Here is a 19,304-nt window from a genome sequence, read left to right on the forward strand (position 1 = left end):
GGGCAATGTGTCAGTGGTCGGCATCGGCCACGGGCGCCTGGGCAGCGGCGAGGCTCGGTCCGCCAGGCGACGCGTCCGGTCCGGCTTCCGCGTCGCGCACGCGCAGCGTCGCGCGCTCCGCGGCCGCTCGCGGCGCGGCGTCGGCCGCCGGCTTGTCGGTCCGCGGCGCGGCGTCGGTGTGATCGGCTGCGTTGTCGGTGCCGCCCGACCCGGTATCGGGCTGGCCTGCAGGCTTGTCGGTGGCTTTCGGTGCGGCGTCGGTCCGGTCACCGGCCTTGTCCGCCACCGGCTTCGCGGCCCGCTCGGCCTTTTCCGCGCCATGTTCGACGTGCGCAGCGCGGATCGCGGCCACCGAGGCCGGAACAGCCCGCTCGCCCTGCTCCGCCACGTCGCCCGCGGCCGGCACAGCCTTCGCTTCGGCGCGTGCCGCGGCGCGCTCCTTGCGCTCGGGCGAGCGCAGATCGAGCGCTTCCTGCACGCCTTTCACGCCGGGCACGATTTCCGGCTCGACATGCTTGGCCGCACGCGCGTTTTTCGAACGCTTCGGCTTCGCGGCCGGCATCGGCGCAGCCGCCATCACCTCGTCGAGCGCCTTCTTCGCCGCGGCCTGCTCGGCCGCGCGGCGGCTTGCGCCGGAACCGGACACCTTGACGTCCAGCTTCGGCACCGTGCATTCGACCTCGAACTGCTGATTGTGCGCCGCACCATGCGTCGCGACGACCGTGTAGGTCGGCAGCGCGATCTTGTGCCCCTGCAGGTACTCCTGCAGCAGCGTCTTCGCATCCTTGCCGAGCGTGCGCGGATCGATGTGGTCGAGAATCGGCACGTAAAGCCGCTTGATGACCCCTTGGGCGGCTTCGAAGCCGCCATCGAGGAACACGGCCCCGATGATGGCTTCGAACGCGTCCGCGAGGATCGACGGCCGGCGGAAGCCGCCACTGCGCAACTCGCCTTCGCCGAGCCGCAGCCCATCGGAAATATTCAGGGCCTGAGCGATTTCGTACAGGGACTGCTGCTTGACGAGGTTGGCGCGCACGCGCGACAGGTCGCCTTCGTCCAGCTTGCTGAAACGCTGGAACAAAAGGGCGGCCACCGCGCAATTCAGAACGGAGTCGCCGAGAAACTCGAGCCGTTCGTTATGCGTGGCACTGTGACTGCGATGGGTCAAAGCCTGGCGCAACAATTCCGCATTGCGAAATTCGTAGCGCAGCCGGCTTTCCAACTGGGATAGGGGCATGTGCAGGAGTATAACGCGGGCGCCGGTCGTGCCGAAACGACGCGACCGGCCCCGAAAAGGCGTGACGTGGCGGTGTTACCGCCGGTTCTTAAAGTAGTTCGGCAATACGCTTCGCGGCCCGTGCGTTGCGTATTGCGTGCGAGTCGAGCGGGATCAGTTGAACGAGCCGATGCGCTTCAGGTCGCTGAAGTTCATCCAGATGAAGAACGCGCGGCCGACGATGTTCTTGTCCGGCACGAAACCCCAGTAGCGGCTGTCCGCACTGTTGTCGCGGTTGTCGCCCATCATGAAGTAGTGGCCGGCCGGCACCTTGCAGATCACGCCGCGGCTGTTGTACGTGCAATTGTCGCGATACGGATAGTCGTACGCGCCCATCACGAATGGCGGCACGGCGGAGTTGTTGAGGATCACGTTCGTGCGGCCGCCGATTGACTCCTCGAACTGCTTCGCGTAATTCTGGCGCTCGTCGTCGAAGTAGTCGGCAAGCGGCGTCTCGCCAACCGGCTTGCCGTTGATCGTCAACTGCTTGTCCTGGTACGCGATCGTGTCGCCCGGCAGGCCGATCACGCGCTTGATGTAGTCGACCGACTCATCCTTCGGATAGCGGAACACGACCACGTCGCCACGCTCGAGCGGGCGGCCCTGCGTGATCTTCGCGTTCGTGATCGGCATGCGCAGGCCGTAGTCGAACTTGTTGACGAGGATGAAGTCGCCGACGAGCAGCGTCGGCACCATCGAGCCCGACGGGATCTTGAACGGCTCGACGATGAACGAACGCACGACGAACACCGCGAGGATCACCGGGAAGAAGCTTGCGGTGTACTCGAGCCACCACGGCTGGCGCAGCTTCTCGTCGCGCAGCTTCGAACGGGTCTGCGCCGCGTTCTCGTCGGCGAAACGCTTGTCGACGCGCGACTGCTGGCGGTCGAACTCCTTGACCGCCTCGTCCGCCGCCCGCCGACGCCGCGGCAGGAACACCAATTTGTCCAAAACCCACGCCACGCCCGTCAGTGCGACGAGCACAAAAAGAATCAGCGCAAAATTCATAAAAGGATCAGTCCTGTTATTTGTCTTCGACGCGCAAGATCGCGAGGAACGCCTCCTGCGGGATCTCGACCGAACCCACCTGCTTCATCCGCTTCTTGCCTTCCTTCTGCTTCTCGAGCAGCTTCTTCTTCCGCGTGATGTCGCCGCCGTAGCACTTCGCCAGCACGTTCTTGCGCAGCGCCTTGATGTTCTCGCGCGCGATGATGTGCGCGCCGATCGCGGCCTGGATCGCGACGTCGTACATCTGGCGCGGGATGATCTCGCGCATCTTCGCGGCCACTTCGCGGCCGCGGTACTGCGACTGCGAACGGTGCACGATGATCGACAGCGCGTCGACCTTGTCGCCGTTGATCAGCATGTCGACCTTCACGACGTCCGACGTGCGGTATTCCTTGAACTCGTAGTCCATCGACGCATAGCCGCGCGACACCGACTTCAGGCGATCGAAGAAGTCGAGCACGATCTCGGCCATCGGGATCTCGTACGTGAGCTGCACCTGGCGGCCGTGGTACTGCATGTTGATCTGCGAGCCGCGCTTCTGCTCGCACAGCGTGATCACCGAGCCGACGTAGTCCTGCGGCATGTACAGGTTCACGGTGACGATCGGCTCGCGGATCTCGCCGATCTTCGCAGGCTCGGGCATCTTCGCCGGGTTCTCGACCCGGATCGTCGAACCGTCGCTCTGCACGACCTCGTAGACCACGGTCGGCGCGGTCGTGATGAGGTCCATGTCGAACTCGCGCTCGAGCCGCTCCTGCACGATTTCCATGTGCAGCAGGCCGAGGAAGCCGCAGCGGAAGCCGAAGCCGAGCGCCTGCGACACTTCCGGCTCGTACTGCAGCGACGCGTCGTTGAGCTTCAGCTTTTCCAGCGACTCGCGCAGCGCGTCGTACTGGTTCGCCTCGACCGGGTACAGGCCCGCGAACACCTGCGGCTTCACTTCCTTGAAGCCCGGCAGCGGCTCGGCGGCCGACTTGGTCACGTGCGTGACGGTATCGCCGACCTTCGCGGCGGTCAGTTCCTTGATGCCGGCGATGATGAAACCCACCTGCCCGGCCGACAGCGATTCGAGGTTGCGCGACTTCGGCGTGAACACGCCGACGTGCTCGACCGGGTACTGCGCGCCGGTCGCCATCAGCTTGATCTTTTCCTTCGGACGCAGCGTGCCGTTGACGATGCGCACGAGCATCACGACGCCGACGTAGTTGTCGAACCACGAGTCGATGATCAGCGCCTGCAGCGGCGCGTCCGGATCGCCCTTCGGCGGCGGCACCTTCGCGATCAGCGATTCGAGCACGTCCTCGACGCCGAGGCCCGTCTTCGCGCTGCAGCGCGTCGCGTCCATCGCGTCGATGCCGATCACGTCCTCGATCTCGGCGATCGCGTTCTCGGGGTTCGCGGCCGGCAGGTCGATCTTGTTCAGCACCGGCACGACTTCCACGCCCAGCTCGATCGCCGTGTAGCAGTTCGCGACGGTCTGCGCCTCGACGCCCTGGCTCGCGTCGACGACGAGCAGCGCGCCCTCGCACGCCGACAGCGAACGGCTGACTTCGTACGAGAAGTCGACGTGCCCCGGCGTGTCGATCAGGTTCAGGTTGTACACCTTGCCGTCGCGCGCACGATACGACAGCGCAGCAGTCTGCGCCTTGATCGTGATGCCGCGCTCGCGCTCGATATCCATCGAGTCGAGCACCTGCGCTTCCATTTCACGGTCGGCGAGCCCGCCGCATACCTGGATGATGCGATCCGCGAGTGTCGACTTGCCATGGTCGATGTGCGCGATGATCGAGAAATTGCGAATATGATCCATTCAGTGCCGATCAAGCGAAAAAGGCGCGCTCGACGACCGCGGAGCACGCCTTGTAAGTCGGTGAAAAAACGGCTTATTTTAGCCGAAAAGCCCTTTGCCGGGCGGCATTTTGGCGGACGTCCGCCACCGGGCCTCAGCGCCGCGCGGTGAGCGCATTCCGCACCCGGGTCTCGTCGAAGCGGTGGCGGCACACTTCGGCGCCATCCAGCAGCAGCACGGGCACGTCCTCGTCATAGCGCGCGACGAGGGCCGCATCCGCGTCGATATCGACATAATCGACCGCCACGCCGAATTCGGCCGCCACCGGCGCCAGTGCGTCGCGCATGTCGTCGCACAGGTGGCACCAGCCGCGGCCGTAGAGCGTGAACACCGGCGCCCGCATCACTTCTGGCGCGGACGGACCGGGATGAACTGCGTGTTGTCGCCGCGCCGCACGAGCACCGCGACCGCCTTTTGCGGGTCGAGCTGCGCGGTGACGTCGGCGAACTGCTTCGCGCTCGTGATGTCGGTGTCGCCGATGCGCAGCACGACGTCGCCGCGCTGCAGGCCCGCACGCGCTGCCGGGCCGTCGACGTTGTCGACCTGCACGCCGTTCTTCAGCTTCAGCGATTTCAGCTGGTCGGCCGGAATGTCGCTGACCGCGAGGCCGAGCGCGTTGCTCTGGCGCGGTTTCTGCGGCACCTTCTTGGCCGTGTCGGCCTTCGCCGTCGTATCGGTCGGCGTTTCGGCGATCACGATCGGCAGATCGCGCGACTGACCCTTGCGCCACACGGTGATCGCCGCCTTCGCGCCCGGCTTCATGTCGCCGACCATGCGCGGCAGGTCCGACGCCGTCTCGACCGGACGGCCGTTGAACTTCAGGATGATGTCGCCCGGCTGCACGCCCGCCTTGTCGGCCGGTCCGCCCGGCTCGACGCTGCTGACGAGCGCGCCTTCCGCCTTCGGCAGGCCGATCGAGTCGGCCACGTCCTTCGTCACCTCGCCGATCGCGACCGCGATCCGGCCGCGCGTCACCTTGCCCGACGCCTTCAGCTGCTCGGCCACGCGCATCGCCTCGTCGATCGGGATCGCGAACGAAATGCCCATGAAACCGCCGGTGCGGCTGTAGATCTGCGAGTTGATGCCGATCACCTCGCCCTGCATGTTGATCAGCGGGCCGCCCGAGTTGCCGGGGTTCACGGCCACGTCGGTCTGAATGAACGGCAGGTAGTCGCCCGTGTTGCGCCCCTTCGCGCTGACGATGCCGGCCGTGACGGTGTTGTCGAGGCCGAACGGCGAGCCGATCGCGACGACCCACTCGCCGACGCGCACCTTGTTCGAATCGCCGATCGCGACGACCGGCAGGCTCGACGCCTGGATCTTGACGACCGCGACGTCGGTGCGATCGTCGACACCGATCAGCTTCGCCTTGAACTCGCGCTTGTCGGTCAGCGTCACGTAGATCGTGTCGGCATCGTCGACGACGTGCGCATTGGTCATCACGTAGCCGTCGGCCGACAGGATGAAGCCTGAGCCGACGCCGCGGTTCTGCTCGGTGTCGGGCGGATTGTCAGGCGCCGGTGCGTTCTTCGGGTTGCCAGGCGCCTGCGGCAGCGGAATGCCGAAGAAGCGCCGGAAGAATTCCGACATGTCGCCGTTGTCGAAGCCCGGCGGAAATGCGCCGCGCGGGCCGGCCGTCGGCACGTTCGCCGTCGTCCGGATGTTCACGACGGCCGGCCCCACCTTTTCGACGAGATCCGCGAAATCGGGCAGGCTCGCCCCGGGAGCCGCGGCCGCGGTATGCGGCACGAGTGGCAGGCAAGCCGCCACCGCCGCAACGGCCAGCCATTTGCGCAGCGTGAGTTTCATCATGTCGGAAACGGAAGCGTTACTTGGAAGCCTTATATTCTATGGCAGACGCGAACTGCTGCAACGTGGCCGGCGGCACTTCGCCGAGCACGGTGATCCAGTAGTCGCCGCGGCGCTTGACGAGCACGTGCGTCGCGCCCGTGCTGCCCGCGCCTTCCTTGCGCGTGTTCTTGTCGGCAGGTTCGATGAAAACGGAGATCGTCGCAAGCCCGTCGGTGAAGACGGCCTGGTCGACCGGAATCGGCGGGTCGCCTGCGTCGCGCGCGGCCATCGGGCGCCGCACCTCGCGGATCTTCTGGAAGCCGGCAACGCTCGGCGCGAGCTGCCAGCCCTGCGCCTCCATGTCGACCGGCGACACCGGCGGACGTACCACCGTCCAGCCGCTCAGGTTCTTCATGCCCGCCGCGATCGCGTTCTTGTCGCCGGCGCCCGCACCGCCCAGCTGCAGTTGCGAGAACGCGATCTGCTCGAGCACGTGGTCGCTCGCGTCGAGCGTCTGCGAGCGCAGCAGCAGGCCCGTGCGAGCGTCGGCCCACAGCTTGTAGGTGAAGCGGTACGCATCCTTCGGCACCAGTTCGACGACCTGCGCGTCAAGCCCCGCCACGCGGTCCTTGCCGAGCAGCTTCGCGTCGTAGACCGACATCACGTGCTCGCCGCTCGCGCCGAGCAGCGCAGGAAACGAATCGCGGGCCTGGCGGCGCTCGACGACGCACAGCTTGCGCTCGGGTACGAACGTGTAAAGCTCGTCGTTATGCCGCAGCAGCTTGCGCGGCTTGCCGTCGAGGCTCTCGATCCGCTCGAATTCGCCGTCGCGGGACGCGTAATGCACGATCCGCGACGATTGCACGAACCCGCCGCGCTGGTAGACGAACGTACCTTCGTAACTCTGCTGCTGCGCCGCCTGCTGGATGCGGTCGAGCCACTCCGCGGCACCCTTGCGGGTCGCGACAGGATCGTCCGGCTGCTGGGCGTTGGCTTGAAGGGATTGAACGGACAACAGAGCGGCTGCGCAAAGCAGGAGGGCCGGCAGCCGCATCCATCCGTAGATGGCTTGATTCAACCGCAAAGTCCGCATCGGATTTATTGGCCTGGCGTCGTGGTCACGGCAGCGCGGATCAGCGGCATCGAACCCGTGACGACGGGCTGCTGCGCGAATTGCTGGTGCGCTTCAAGGTATTGATCGAGACTCGCGTCGCGAATGATGTTGGCGTCGGCCAGCCCCGGCTGCGACGGCGCCTGCGCGACCGTCACGCGCTGCAGGTTGCCTTGCTGCTGCGCGGATACCGATGCGACCTGGACGCCCGGCGCGCTGGCCGTCTGCATCTGCGGGACGACGATCCACGTCAGCGTGGCAGCCGCGGCCGCCACGGCGAACGCCGGCACGACGCGCCGGCGCAGCGACAGCAGCTTGCGGGTGACCGGCGCGGCGGCCGGCGCGAGCAGATGCGGCTCGGCCTCGAGGCAGGCCGACATGCGTGCGGTGAACGACGCGCTCAGCACCGGCGACAGCGCCAGCTCGTCCGAGCGCAGCGCATCACCGATCAGGTGATAATGGGCCCACGCAGCGCGATCCGCGCGATCGAACCCAGCCAGAAACTGCCCGTGATCCGAGCCGTCGAACGTTTCGCCGTCGACCAGAGCGGAAAGGCGTTCGCTGCGCGAGCACGCCTGCGACTGCGTATTGACCGACCCCATGATGCTCCCCATCTTGCACACCCCGTCGTGAATGCACGACTCTATCCGTAACTAGACCCCGACCCGCTCCGTTCCCCGAAGCGCTTACCAGCGCTTGCCTTCGGGGGTATCGAGTAGCGGACGCAATTTTGCAGCGATTGCCTCGCGAGCCCGGAAAATCCGCGAGCGGACCGTCCCGATCGGGCAGCCCATCATTTCCGCGATTTCCTCGTAGCTCAGCCCTTCGATCTCGCGCAGCGTGATTGCCTGGCGCAGCTCTTCGGGCAAGAGGGCCATTGCAGCGTTGACCGTCTCCGCAATCTGCTTGCTCATCAACATCGACTCAGGCGTGTTGATATCCCTTAGTTGGTCTGCGTCGGAGAAAGTTTCCGCTTCCTCGGCATCCGCCTCGGTCGAGGTCGGCGCCCGGCGGCCTTGCGTCGCAAGGTAGTTCTTCGCCGTATTCACGGCAATCCGGTACAACCACGTGTAGAACGCCGACTCGCCGCGGAATTGCGGCAGCGCGCGGTAGGCCTTGATGAACGCGTCCTGGGCCACATCCTCGACCTCGGCGGGATCCCGCACGAGGCGCGATATCAGCCGAATGATCTTGCGGTGGTATTTGGAGACCAGGAGTTCGAACGCCGCCTTGTCGCCTTTCTGTACGCGCTCGACCAGAACCTGATCGATTTCTTTTTCACTCACCTGACAAATCCGTTAACTAGGGATGCAACGCGGAGCAATATTGTAGCGTTCCCGCGCCGGGTGCTGGTTACGGTCCGTAACCGCACCGCCGTCATGCACCGCCGTCATGCACGACCCGCCGCGCCCGCAGTCCGCGCGAGCACGGACAGCGCGCTGAACGACGCCGCATCGAGCGCGTCGGCCGGAATCAGCAGCGTGCGCGCCCAGCGTCCGTTCGGCCCCTTCGACCCGTCGGGCCCGACCGACAGCACGAGCAGCAGGCTGCTCCAGTGCGCATGGCCCGTCACGCGGCCGCGCGCGAGCAACCGCCCGGTGCGGCCAAACGCCGCAACCTCCCCGAGTGCGTCGATCCGCAGCTCCGCCGGCAGCCGCCGCGCACAGGCGCGCGCCGCGCCATAGGCCAGCAGCACCGCCACCGCGATCGCGCCAGCGGCACCGGCCGCCACGCCGGCCCGCGGCGCGAGGAACAGATGCACCGCGCACGCAGCCGACGCGACGAAAACGGCGAGCACCAGATACGACACGGCCGAGGCCCGCAGCGTGATCCGCTGCGGGCACCCGGCCGGATTAACGAACGGACTCGTCAAGCGATCCCGCGTCAGACGCGCTTGAACACCAGCGTGCCGTTGGTACCGCCGAAGCCGAAGTTGTTCTTCACGGCCACGTCGATCTTCATGTCACGCGCGGTGTTCGCGCAGTAATCGAGATCGCACTCGGGGTCCTGGTTGAAGATGTTGATGGTCGGCGGCGACACGTTGTTGTGCAGCGCCAGCACCGTGAACACCGACTCGAGGCCGCCCGCGCCGCCCAGCAGGTGGCCCGTCATCGACTTCGTCGAGTTCACGACGAGCTTGTACGCGTGCTCGCCGAATGCCGCCTTCACCGCGTCGGACTCGTTCTTGTCGCCCAGCGGCGTCGACGTGCCATGCGCGTTCAGGTACTGCACTTCGTCCGGGTTCACGCCGGCGTCGCGCAGCGCCGCGACCATGCAGCGGCGCGGGCCGTCCATGTTCGGCGCGGTCATGTGGTACGCGTCGCCCGTCATGCCGAAGCCCGAGACTTCCGCATAGATCGTCGCGCCGCGCGCCTTCGCCGCTTCGTACTCTTCGAGCACCATCACGCCCGCGCCCTCGCCCAGCACGAAGCCGTCACGGTCCTTGTCCCACGGACGGGACGCAGTGGCCGGATCGTCGTTGCGGGTCGACAGCGCGCGCGCCGCCGCGAAACCGCCGATGCCGAGCGGCGACACCGTCGATTCCGCGCCGCCCGCAACCATCACGTCGGCGTCGCCGGCCTGGATCAGGCGCGCGGCGAGGCCGATGCTGTGCAGGCCGGTCGTGCAGGCCGTGACGGCCGCGAGGTTCGGGCCCTTCAGGCCGAACATGATGCTCAGGTGGCCCGAGATCATGTTGATGATCGAACCCGGCACGAAGAACGGCGAGATCCGGCGCGCGCCGCGCTCCGTATACGTCGCGTGCGTGTCTTCGATCATCGGCAGGCCGCCGATGCCGGATCCGACCATCACGCCGATGCGTTCCGCATTGGCTTCGGTCACTTCCAGCCCGCTGTCCTTGAATGCCTGGATGCCGGCGGCGATGCCGTAATGGATGAAGGTATCCATGTTGCGCGCTTCCTTCGCCGGGATGTACTCCTCGGCGCTGAAGCCCTTCACCTCGCCGGCGAAATGCACGGCCAGGTTCGACGCATCGAATTTGGTGACGGTGGCGATGCCGGACTTGCCGGCGACGAGATTGGCCCAGCCGTCGGCAACATTATTGCCAACAGGCGAAATCAGCCCCAGGCCTGTAACGACAACACGACGGCGGCTCACGGTAACCTCTTTTCCATTGGATGACAAAAACAAAAGCCACAGTGGCCACAGGAACCAGCCCTGCGAGCCCTGTGGCTGTTAGCCCGTCCGGCGAAGATGCCGGCAGGATGGCGCGTCAAATGCGGCCAGGCGAAAAGCGCGGACGGCGCTTACGCCTTGACGTTTGCGCGAGCGTAATCGATCGCTTGCTGAACCGTCGTGATCTTCTCTGCTTCTTCGTCCGGGATTTCCATGCCGAACTCGTCTTCCAGCGCCATCACCAGTTCAACCGTGTCGAGCGAGTCGGCGCCCAGGTCGTTCACGAACGAAGCTTCGTTCTTGATCTCGGCTTCCGCGACGCCCAGTTGTTCAGCGACGATTTTCTTGACACGTTGTTCGATATTGTCCATTACCCCTCCGAGGGAAAGTTCAAATTTACAAGTGCGCGCATTTTATCAGGTTTGCTGCCGCCAAAAACGCGCGTTGGCTTGATGGTCGATCAAGCGCCGAATCCGCCAGAAACCGGATACGGCGCGGATGGTAAACGAAAATGCTTACGACATGTACATGCCGCCGTTCACGTGCAGCGTCGTGCCGGTGATATAACCGGCCTGCGGCGATGCGAGGAACGCGACGGCATGGGCGATGTCTTCCGGGCTGCCGAGGCGGCCGAGCGGAATCTGGGACTTGAGCGCGGTCTGCTGCTCTTCCGGCAGCGTCTTCGTCATGTCGGTGTCGATGAAGCCCGGCGCGACGCAGTTGACCGTGATGCCGCGGCTGCCGATTTCGCGTGCGAGCGCGCGGGTCATGCCGGCGACGCCGGCCTTCGCGGCCGCGTAGTTCGCCTGGCCCGGGTTGCCGGCCGAGCCGACCACCGACGTGATGTTGATGATGCGGCCGCCGCGCGCCTTCATCATCGGGCGCAGCACCGCGCGCGACAGGCGGAACACCGACTTCAGGTTGGTGTCGATCACCGCGTCCCAGTCCTCGTCCTTCATGCGCATCGCGAGCTGGTCCTGCGTGATGCCCGCGTTGTTGACGAGCACGTGCAGCGCACCGAATTCCTTGACCGTTGCGTCGATCAGCGCCTCGGCAGCCGCCGCGTCGTTGACGTTCAGCACCGCGCCGCGGCCCGCAACGCCCGCTTCCGCGAACGCTGCCGAGATGGCGGCCGCGCCCGATTCGCTCGTCGCCGTGCCGATCACCGTCGCGCCCTGGCGCGCCAGCTCGAGCGCGATCGCCCGGCCGATGCCGCGCGACGCGCCGGTCACGATCGCAACCTGTTTATCGAGAGTCTTTTCCATGAATCGAAAGTCCGTTTCTTCGGGAAAGGCGCCGCGTCAGGCGGTCGCCAGCTTGAGCGCTTCGTCGAGCGACGCCGGATCGAACACCGACGCACCCGTCAGGTTGCCGTCGATGCGCTTCGTGAGGCCTGCGAGCACCTTGCCGGGGCCGCATTCGATCACGTGCGTGACGCCCGTGCCGGCGATGTGCTGCACGCATTCGACCCAGCGCACGGGGCCTGCCGCCTGGCGCACCAGCGCGTCCTTGATCGCGGCAGGATCGCTGACCACCGCAACGTCGATGTTGTTGACCACCGGAATCTGCGGCGCTTTCACGTCGACGTTCGCGAGGTAGTCGCGCAACTGGTCCGACGCCGGCTTCAGCAGCGACGAGTGGAACGGCGCCGACACCGGCAGCGGCAGCGCGCGCTTCGCGCCCTTCGCCTTCGCGATCTCGCAGGCCTTCTCGACGGCCGCCTTGTTGCCGGCGATCACGACCTGCGCCGGCGCGTTGAAGTTGACCGCCTCAACCACGCCCGCTTCCGCGGCTTCGGCGCATACTGCGCGCACCGTGTCGTCGTCGAGGCCGAGGATCGCGGCCATGCCGCCCTGGCCGACCGGCACCGCGGTCTGCATCGCCTGCGCGCGGAAGCGCACGAGCGGCACCGCGTCCTTGAACGCGATCGCGCCAGCGGCGACGAGCGCCGTGTATTCGCCGAGGCTGTGGCCGGCGACGATCGACGGCGCCGGGCCGCCCGCCTGCTGCCACGCGCGATAGCACGCGTACGCGGCCGTCAGCATCACGGGCTGGGTGTTGGTGGTGAGATTCAGTTCTTCAGCCGGACCCTCGGCGATCAGCTTGCCGAGATCCTGGTTGAGCGCATCGGACGCTTCCTGGAGCGTTTCGCGCACGACAGCCAGATCGGCGAATGCATTGAGCATGCCGACCGACTGCGAGCCCTGCCCCGGAAAAACGAACGCAAATTTCATATCGTCCCCAATTGAATCGATTCGGACGGCGCGCACGAACGGCGCGCCGGTTGGGAGCGCGCGCAGCAGCAGTCGCGCGCAGGGATCAGAAGCGGAAGACCGACGCGCCCCACGTGAAGCCGCCGCCGACGCCCTCGATCAGCACATGCTGGCCGCGCTTGATGCGGCCGTCGCGCACCGCGACGTCGAGCGCGAGCGGGATCGACGCGGCCGACGTGTTGCCGTGCTCGGCGACCGTCACGACCATGCGCTCCTGCGGCAGGCCGAGCTTGCGGCAGGTACTCGTCATGATGCGGATGTTGGCCTGGTGCGGGATCAGCCAGTCGATCTGCTCGGGTGCGAGGTTCGCCTTCGCGAGCGCCTCGACCGCGACCTTCTCGAGCACGTTGACCGCGAGCTTGAACACGGCCTGGCCATCCATCTGAAGGAATGCGCTGCCTTCGATCACGCCGCGATTGACGTTGCCCGGCGTGCACAGGATGTTCGAGTAGCTGCCGTCCGCGTGCAGCGCGCTGCCGAGCACGCCCGGCTCTTCGGATGCGGACAGGATCACCGCGCCCGCGCCGTCGCCGAACAGCACGCAGGTCGTGCGGTCGGTGAAGTCGAGAATGCGCGAGAACGTCTCCGCGCCGACGATCAGCGCCGTGCGGTGCTGGCCGCTGCGGATGAAGCTGTCGGCCGTCGCCACCGCATACGCGAACCCGGAGCACACGGCCTGCACGTCAAACGCGGCGCCGCCGTTCTTGATGCCGAGCTTGTTCTGCAGCAGGCACGCGGTACTCGGGAACACGAAATCGGGGGTCGAAGTCGCGACGATGATCAGGTCGATCGACTGCGGATCGATATCGGCCGCCTCGATCGCACGGCGCGACGCTTCGAGTGCGAGGTCGCTCGTCGTGACGTCCGGTGCGGCGAAGTGACGTGCATGGATGCCCGTGCGCGCAACGATCCACTCGTCGCTCGTCTCGATGCCGTCCTTCGCGAGACGATCGGCCAGCTGCTGGTTCGTGACGCGGTCGGGCGGCAGGAAGCTGCCCGTGCCGAGCACGCGGGAATAGAGAGTCGATTGGGCCATTTATGCCTTAGAGGATAGCGCAGCGGAAGGCTCGGCGTGCTGGCCAGCGGCGGGACTCGCCTGGCCCGCGCCACTCGCGTCGTGCCCGGCGTCGCCGAGCGATCCGGAATTATCCGCCATCGCGCTCGCGAGGCGCTCCAGGACGCCATTTTTGACGGCATCATACCCGCGTTTGATCGCCCACTCAAACGCGTAGGCGTCTGCGGAACCGTGGCTCTTGATCACGAGGCTCTTCAGGCCCAGCAGCGCCGCGCCGTTGTACTGGCGGTGGTCGACGCGCTTCTTGAAGCGCAGCAGAACCGGCAGCGCGAGAAAGGCCATCAGCTTCGACAGCAGCGAGCGGCCGAACTCCTCGCGGATGATGTCGGACAGCATCTGCGCGAGCCCTTCGGACGTCTTCAGCGCGACGTTGCCGACGAAGCCGTCGCAGACGATCACGTCGACGGTGCCCTTGTAGATGTCGTTGCCTTCGACGTTACCGCGGAAATTGAGCGTGCTGGCGCGCAGCAGTTCGCCCGCGCGCTTGATCGTCTCGTTGCCCTTGATGACTTCCTCGCCGATGTTCAGGAGGCCGATCGTCGGCCGCTCCTTGCCTTCGAGCGCGGCCACGAGCGCGTGCCCCATCTCTGCGAACTGCAGCAGGTGCTGCGGCTCGCAATCGACGTTCGCGCCGAGGTCCAGCATCATCGTGTAGCCGGTCGGATTCGGCAGCGCGAACGCGATCGCGGGCCGCTCGATGCCGGGCAGCGTCTTCAGCACGTAACGGGAAACGGCCATCAGCGCGCCGGTGTTGCCGGCGGAGATGCAGGCCTGGGCCTCGCCTTCCTTCACGTGATTGAGGGCGACGCGCATCGAAGAATCCTTCTTCTTGCGCAACGCCACTTCGACAGGATCGTCCATCGCCACGACTTCGGTGGCGGGCACGATGGTCAGCGCAGGGTCGTCGAGCGCCTTGCACTTCTTGAGTTGCGCACGGATCGCACTCTCGATGCCCACGAGCATCAGGTGCGCATCGGGATGTGCGCGAACGAACTTGACTGCCGCGGGAACGGTCACGGACGGGCCGTGGTCGCCTCCCATGCAATCGATTGTGAGCTTTACTGTCATGGAATGCGACGAATTTCAGGCACAAAAAAGCGGCAGTTGAATGCCGCCTTTTTGTCGAGCCAGGAAAGTGTCAAGCGAACCAGTTGTCACGCGAACGGCTAGCGTAGCGCGCAACGCGTGACTTGACGCTTAGTCGTTCTTCGTCTTGACGACTTTCTTGCCGCGATAGTAGCCGTTCGGGCTGACGTGGTGGCGCAGATGCACTTCACCCGTGCTCGGCTCGACTGCCAGCGGCGCTGCCGTCAGGAAATCGTGCGAACGATGCATGCCGCGCTTCGACGGCGACTTCTTGTTTTGCTGGACTGCCATGACTAACTCCTAAAAATTTTCCGGATTCTAACACAGCCCGATCCGGCGCTTAACTACCCTGGCCCACGGCCCTTACGCCTTCCCGCGCCACACTGCTCAGTGTTTCTTGTTGCCGTCCCCGCCCTTCTTCAGCGCTTCGAGCGCCGCGAACGGATTCGGCTGTTTGCCTTCGTCCCCGTCTTCTTCGGGCTCGCCGCCCGATTCCTCCGAGGGACCGCTCGCACCCGACACGAGGCTTTCATGAACCGCCGGGCAAACCTCGTGCTTTGGCACGAGCGGCAGCGAAAGCAGCAACTCCTCCTCGATCAGGTCGACGAGATCGAAATGGCGGGAGCCCACGATCACATCGGCTTCATCGTCGTCGAGCGGAAATTCTTCAGCTTCTTCTTCGGTTGCGACGATCCGGTACGTCATGTCGACGTCGAACGCCTGTTCGCACGGGGTCATGCAGCGCTGGCACGTCAGCCACGCTTGACCATGCAGCGCGAGGCGCAGATACGGCTGCTGCCCTTCGGCGCCGTCGTCCTGCAACTCCTTCTGGACGAACCCTTCCGCCTGCCACGTAAACACCGTGTCGCGATCTGGCGCGTCTGCCGGCACTTCGTTTAACATGCGCGGCAACTGCGAAAGGTGCACCGCACCCGACGCCTGCCGGCCGCTACGAGCGAATTCGAACAGGTCGATCGCGTGCGGATCGAGCGAAACCGCAGGTTTGCCAGAAGAGGGATTCATGTGCGCTCCTGCTAATCGATCCGGCTCGGCGCCGTGAACTTCCGAAGACTCGGCGGGCGCCCTACAGGAACCTGCCGATGAAAAGCGCAAAAGCATAACCGTTTTATCTTTTACAGTCAATCACTTAAGATGGCGCCCGCGCGGCGCCTCGCGACCACCGATCCAACCGACCATGCCGGACACCCTTTGCCGCCCACCGCGGCTCATTCTCGCCTCCAGTTCCCGTTACCGGCGCACGCTGCTCGAGCGCCTCGGCGTGCCGTTCGACGTCGTGTCGCCCGACGTCGACGAAACGCCGCTCTCCGGCGAAACGCCTGCCGCGACTGCGTTGCGCCTGTCCGGCGCGAAGGCGCGCGCCGTCGCCGCGACGATCGATGCGCCTGACGGCGTGCTCGTGATCGGCTCCGACCAGGTCGCGACCTTCGACGGCCTGCAGATCGGCAAGCCCGGCACCCACGAGCGCGCGCTCGCGCAGCTCGTCGCGATGCAGGGGCGCGACGTCGAGTTCCACAGCGCGCTCTGCCTGTACGACAGCCGGACCGACGAAACGCAGACCGAGGACATCGTGACGCGCGTGCGCTTCCGCACGCTGCCGGAGGCCGAACTCGACGCGTACCTGCGCGCGGAAACGCCGTACGACGTCGCGGGCAGCGCGAAATCCGAGGGGCTCGGCATCGCGCTGCTCGACGCAATCGACTCGGATGACCCGACCGCACTCGTCGGCCTGCCGCTGATCGCGCTGACGCGGATGCTGCGCACCGCCGGCTACCCGCTCCTCAGCGCCCGTGGCGCCCGCGGAGGCCGCGCATGACGGCCGGCACGCTCTATCTGGTGCCGAATACGCTCGGCGACGGCGACGCGTCGATGCTGGCCGCGGTCCTGCCCGCCGCCGTGCAGGCGCGCGCCGGCACGCTCGGCTACTACATCGGCGAAAACGCGAAAACCACGCGCGCGTTCCTGAAGAAGATCGGCACGACACGGCCGATCCAGGAGATCGAGATCCGCGAGCTGAACGTGAACACGCCGGCCGGCGAGATCGACAGGCTGCTCGCGCCGATCCTGGCCGGCGCGGACGCCGGGCTCGTGTCCGAGGCCGGCTGCCCGGCCGTCGCCGATCCTGGCGCGCTGCTGGTACGCCGCGCGCACGAGCGCGGCGTGAAGGTCGTGCCGCTCGTCGGGCCGAGTTCGATCCTGCTCGCGCTGATGGCGTCCGGGCTGAACGGCCAGAGCTTCGCGTTCAACGGCTACCTGCCGGTCGACGCGGGCGCGCGCGCGAAACGGCTGCGCGAGCTCGAGCAGCTGTCGCGCAAGGCCCGCCAGACGCAGATCTTCATCGAGACGCCGTACCGCAATCACGCGATGCTCGACACGCTCGTCGCGACCTGCGCGCCGTCGACGCTGATCTGCGTCGCGGCCGACCTGACGCTCGCGACCGAGACGATCGCGAGCCGCACCGTGGCCGATTGGAAAAAGGCGCCTGTGCCGGATCTGCACAAGCGCCCTGCGATCTTCCTGCTGCTCGCGAACTGACGGCGGAACCTGCGCTTGGCGCTTGGCCGCGCCGGGGCGCAACGCGCCGCCCGGCGCGGAAACCGCGCCGTTCGTTGATATCTAGCGCAGGCTGAGCTGCGCGCTTGCGGCCAGCGCCTTCATCGCGGCATTGCCGGCGGCCGCGCCGAACTTGCGCGCGACGCGGTTCGTCAGGCTCTCCTTCACCGTGTAGTCGACGAGGTCGGGCGCCTTCAGCACATCGCGCGCGACCGTGTCGGTCGTGCCGAAGCCGTCCGCGAGCCCGAGCTCGACGCCCTTCTCGCCGGTCCAGAACAGGCCCGAGAACATGTCCGGCGTTTCGCGCAGGCGCGCGCCGCGGCCGTCCTTCACGGCCTTGATGAACTGCGCGTGAACCTGGTCGAGCAGTGCCTGCGCGTGCGCATCCATCTTCGGCGTCTCCGGCGAGAACGGGTCGTAGAAGCCCTTGTTTTCGCCCGACGTGTGCAGGCGCCGCTCGACGCCGAGCTTGTTCATCAGGCCGGTAAAGCCGAAACCGTCCATCAGCACGCCAATCGAACCGATGATGCTCGCCTTGTCGACATAGATTCTGTCGGCCGCCGACGCAATGTAATAGCCGCCCGACGCGCACATGTCGGTCACGACCACGTAGAGCGGCTTGCTCGGGTACTTCGCGCGCAGGCGCTTGATCTCGTTGTAGACCATCCCCGCCTGCACGGGGCTGCCGCCCGGGCTGTTGATCTGCAGCACGACGCCGGCCGTGCCGTCGTCGTCGAACGCGGCATTGAGCGCCGTGTTGATGTCGTCGGCGTTCGCGTTGACACCGGCTGCGATCTCGCCGTCGACCGTCACGAGCGCCGTGTGCCGGCCGCTCGTCGAGAACTTCGAATCGCTCGAGAAATCGATCAGCGCAAACGCGAGCAGCAGGAACACGCCGAGGAACGCGAATCGGAAGAAAATCTTCCAGCGCCGCGCCGCGCGCTGCTCCCTGATCGCGGCGAGCGCGATCCGCTCGAGCGCCGCGCGCTCCCAGTTCGGCTCACGGCCGTCGGAGCGGGAGGAGGAATCGGCAGGGGTCGGTTGGTCGGCCATGCTGGGTTGTCTGGTTGTCGTCAGTCGGAAGCGGCAGGACGCAGATCAGCGTCGGGCAGCCAGAATACCGCGCGACCGTCCGGTGTGTCGCGCTCGTCGACCTCCACCGGGCGCAAGCGGGCGCCGCGGCACGGGCCGCCGACGCATTTGCCGGTGTCCGGCGCATAGACCGCCCCATGCGTCGCGCACATCAGATACAGGCCGGACGACTCGAAGAACTGTCCCTCGACCCAGTCCAGCTCCATCGGCACATGCGCGCAGCGGTTCAGGTAGCCGTACGCGCGCCCGTCATAGCGGACGAAGAACACGACGACCGGTTCGCCGCGCAGCAGCGCGTCGACGCGCACGCCCGCGCCGCAGTCGGCCAGCGCGTCCGACGCGCATACGCGGATCGGGTCCGGAGCGGGAACCGCGCTCATGCGTGCTCGCGCAGCCAGCCGGCCAGCGCCTCGACGTCCGGCGCGACGAAGCGCGGCGCCAGCGCGGCGAGCGCATCGGCCGAATGCGCGCCGTACGCGACACCAATCCCGGCGGCGCCCGCGCTCGCGGCCATCTGCAGGTCGTGCGTCGTGTCGCCGATCATCACGGTGCGCGCCAGATCCTGCCCCAATTCACGCGTCAGCTCCTGCAGCATCGCCGGATGCGGCTTCGAGAACGTCTCGTCCGCGCAGCGCGTCGCGTCGAACAGGCTCGTCAGCTTCGCCTGGTCGAGCGCACGGTTCAGCCCGACCCGCCCCTTGCCCGTCGCGACCGCGAGCAGATAGCCCGTGTCACGCAGCTCGGCGAGCAGCTCGCGCACGCCGGCGAACAGTTCGATGCGCTGGTCCTTGATCAGGTAGTGATACCGGTAGCGCTCGGCGAGGCGTGGATAGTCGGACGGATCGAGGGTCGGAGCGGTAATCTGCAGCGCATCGCGCAGCCCGAGGCCGATCACGTAGCGGGCCGCCTCCTCGGACGGCGTCGGCAGGCCGAGATCGCGGCATGCGGCCTGGATGCTGTAGGCGATGTGCGCCGTCGAATCCATCAGCGTGCCGTCCCAGTCGAAGACGATCAGATCAAATTGCTGTCGTGCCATG

At 66.4% G+C, this 19,304-nt stretch carries 22 protein-coding genes; 2 read left to right on the plus strand and 20 right to left on the minus strand.

What is annotated here, in order from left to right:
• Positions 1 to 10: 10 nt before the first annotated feature.
• The 17 genes from rnc to DID96_RS09295 all read right to left on the minus strand — a co-directional run bounded on the left by rnc (position 11) and on the right by DID96_RS09295 (position 15,627).
• Positions 11 to 1,237: a ribonuclease III gene (rnc, locus tag DID96_RS09215; protein WP_124599048.1), complete on the minus strand. Its 1,227-nt coding sequence runs from the start codon at positions 1,235 to 1,237 to the stop codon at positions 11 to 13.
• 153 nt (positions 1,238 to 1,390) lie between these two features.
• Positions 1,391 to 2,284, minus strand: a complete 894-nt coding sequence (gene lepB / locus DID96_RS09220) for a signal peptidase I (protein WP_124599049.1) — start codon at positions 2,282 to 2,284, stop codon at positions 1,391 to 1,393.
• 16 nt (positions 2,285 to 2,300) lie between these two features.
• Positions 2,301 to 4,094, minus strand: a complete 1,794-nt coding sequence (gene lepA, locus DID96_RS09225; protein WP_124599050.1) for a translation elongation factor 4 — start codon at positions 4,092 to 4,094, stop codon at positions 2,301 to 2,303.
• Between the two features lie 133 nt (positions 4,095 to 4,227).
• Positions 4,228 to 4,476: a glutaredoxin family protein gene (locus tag DID96_RS09230; RefSeq protein WP_124599051.1), complete on the minus strand. Its 249-nt coding sequence runs from the start codon at positions 4,474 to 4,476 to the stop codon at positions 4,228 to 4,230.
• Positions 4,476 to 5,945 carry a DegQ family serine endoprotease gene (locus DID96_RS09235; RefSeq protein WP_124599052.1) on the minus strand — a complete coding sequence of 490 codons (1,470 nt, stop codon included), beginning with the start codon at positions 5,943 to 5,945 and terminating at the stop codon, positions 4,476 to 4,478. The genes DID96_RS09230 and DID96_RS09235 overlap by 1 nt, the downstream gene beginning before the upstream one ends.
• Before the next feature lie 16 nt (positions 5,946 to 5,961).
• Positions 5,962 to 7,017, minus strand: coding sequence for a MucB/RseB C-terminal domain-containing protein (locus DID96_RS09240; protein ID WP_124599053.1), 1,056 nt, complete (start codon positions 7,015 to 7,017; stop codon positions 5,962 to 5,964).
• 5 nt (positions 7,018 to 7,022) lie between these two features.
• A complete protein-coding gene (locus DID96_RS09245; RefSeq protein ID WP_124599054.1) occupies positions 7,023 to 7,637 on the minus strand; it encodes a sigma-E factor negative regulatory protein in 615 nt (204 codons plus the stop codon).
• 84 nt (positions 7,638 to 7,721) lie between these two features.
• Positions 7,722 to 8,321 (minus strand): RNA polymerase sigma factor RpoE, encoded by a 600-nt coding sequence (gene rpoE / locus DID96_RS09250; RefSeq protein WP_124599055.1) that lies wholly within the window; start codon positions 8,319 to 8,321, stop codon positions 7,722 to 7,724.
• Positions 8,322 to 8,425: 104 nt separating this feature from the next.
• Positions 8,426 to 8,908 carry a hypothetical protein gene (locus tag DID96_RS09255; protein ID WP_124599056.1) on the minus strand — a complete coding sequence of 161 codons (483 nt, stop codon included), beginning with the start codon at positions 8,906 to 8,908 and terminating at the stop codon, positions 8,426 to 8,428.
• An 11-nt stretch (positions 8,909 to 8,919) separates the two neighbouring features.
• Entirely contained in the window at positions 8,920 to 10,152 is a 1,233-nt protein-coding gene (fabF, locus tag DID96_RS09260; RefSeq protein ID WP_124599057.1) for a beta-ketoacyl-ACP synthase II, read from the minus strand.
• 149 nt (positions 10,153 to 10,301) lie between these two features.
• Positions 10,302 to 10,541, minus strand: coding sequence for an acyl carrier protein (gene acpP / locus DID96_RS09265; RefSeq protein WP_004197638.1), 240 nt, complete (start codon positions 10,539 to 10,541; stop codon positions 10,302 to 10,304).
• A 144-nt stretch (positions 10,542 to 10,685) separates the two neighbouring features.
• The gene (fabG, locus tag DID96_RS09270; protein WP_124599058.1) at positions 10,686 to 11,435 is read right to left on the minus strand and encodes a 3-oxoacyl-ACP reductase FabG; all 750 of its coding nucleotides are present in this window, start codon (positions 11,433 to 11,435) and stop codon (positions 10,686 to 10,688) included.
• 36 nt (positions 11,436 to 11,471) lie between these two features.
• The gene (gene fabD / locus DID96_RS09275; protein ID WP_124599059.1) at positions 11,472 to 12,404 is read right to left on the minus strand and encodes an ACP S-malonyltransferase; all 933 of its coding nucleotides are present in this window, start codon (positions 12,402 to 12,404) and stop codon (positions 11,472 to 11,474) included.
• Positions 12,405 to 12,489: 85 nt separating this feature from the next.
• Complete coding sequence (locus DID96_RS09280; RefSeq protein WP_124599060.1) at positions 12,490 to 13,479, minus strand: beta-ketoacyl-ACP synthase III; 990 nt, start codon at positions 13,477 to 13,479, stop codon at positions 12,490 to 12,492.
• A complete protein-coding gene (plsX, locus tag DID96_RS09285) occupies positions 13,480 to 14,586 on the minus strand; it encodes a phosphate acyltransferase PlsX (protein ID WP_124599061.1) in 1,107 nt (368 codons plus the stop codon).
• Between the two features lie 129 nt (positions 14,587 to 14,715).
• Positions 14,716 to 14,895, minus strand: a complete 180-nt coding sequence (gene rpmF, locus DID96_RS09290; RefSeq protein ID WP_006051932.1) for a 50S ribosomal protein L32 — start codon at positions 14,893 to 14,895, stop codon at positions 14,716 to 14,718.
• A 96-nt stretch (positions 14,896 to 14,991) separates the two neighbouring features.
• Complete coding sequence (locus DID96_RS09295; protein WP_124599119.1) at positions 14,992 to 15,627, minus strand: DUF177 domain-containing protein; 636 nt, start codon at positions 15,625 to 15,627, stop codon at positions 14,992 to 14,994.
• Positions 15,628 to 15,799: 172 nt separating this feature from the next.
• On the opposite strand from DID96_RS09295, the gene DID96_RS09300 reads away from it, so the two are divergent.
• Positions 15,800 to 16,438: a Maf-like protein gene (locus DID96_RS09300; protein ID WP_124599062.1), complete on the plus strand. Its 639-nt coding sequence runs from the start codon at positions 15,800 to 15,802 to the stop codon at positions 16,436 to 16,438.
• On the plus strand, positions 16,435 to 17,157 hold the full coding sequence (locus DID96_RS09305; protein WP_124599063.1) for an SAM-dependent methyltransferase: 723 nt from the start codon (positions 16,435 to 16,437) through the stop codon (positions 17,155 to 17,157). The genes DID96_RS09300 and DID96_RS09305 overlap by 4 nt, the downstream gene beginning before the upstream one ends.
• 81 nt (positions 17,158 to 17,238) lie before the next feature.
• Here the strand turns inward: DID96_RS09305 and DID96_RS09310 are convergent, their stop codons facing one another.
• The 3 genes from DID96_RS09310 to DID96_RS09320 are packed head-to-tail and all read right to left on the minus strand — an operon-like array spanning position 17,239 to position 19,303.
• Positions 17,239 to 18,228, minus strand: coding sequence for a S49 family peptidase (locus DID96_RS09310; RefSeq protein WP_124599064.1), 990 nt, complete (start codon positions 18,226 to 18,228; stop codon positions 17,239 to 17,241).
• A gap of 20 nt (positions 18,229 to 18,248) precedes the next feature.
• Positions 18,249 to 18,647 carry a Rieske 2Fe-2S domain-containing protein gene (locus DID96_RS09315; protein ID WP_124599065.1) on the minus strand — a complete coding sequence of 133 codons (399 nt, stop codon included), beginning with the start codon at positions 18,645 to 18,647 and terminating at the stop codon, positions 18,249 to 18,251.
• Complete coding sequence (locus tag DID96_RS09320; protein ID WP_124599066.1) at positions 18,644 to 19,303, minus strand: HAD-IA family hydrolase; 660 nt, start codon at positions 19,301 to 19,303, stop codon at positions 18,644 to 18,646. The genes DID96_RS09315 and DID96_RS09320 overlap by 4 nt, the downstream gene beginning before the upstream one ends.
• Position 19,304 lies beyond the last annotated feature (1 nt).

The organism is Burkholderia sp. Bp8963, assembly GCF_003854275.1.
Classification (GTDB): Bacteria; Pseudomonadota; Gammaproteobacteria; order Burkholderiales; family Burkholderiaceae; genus Burkholderia.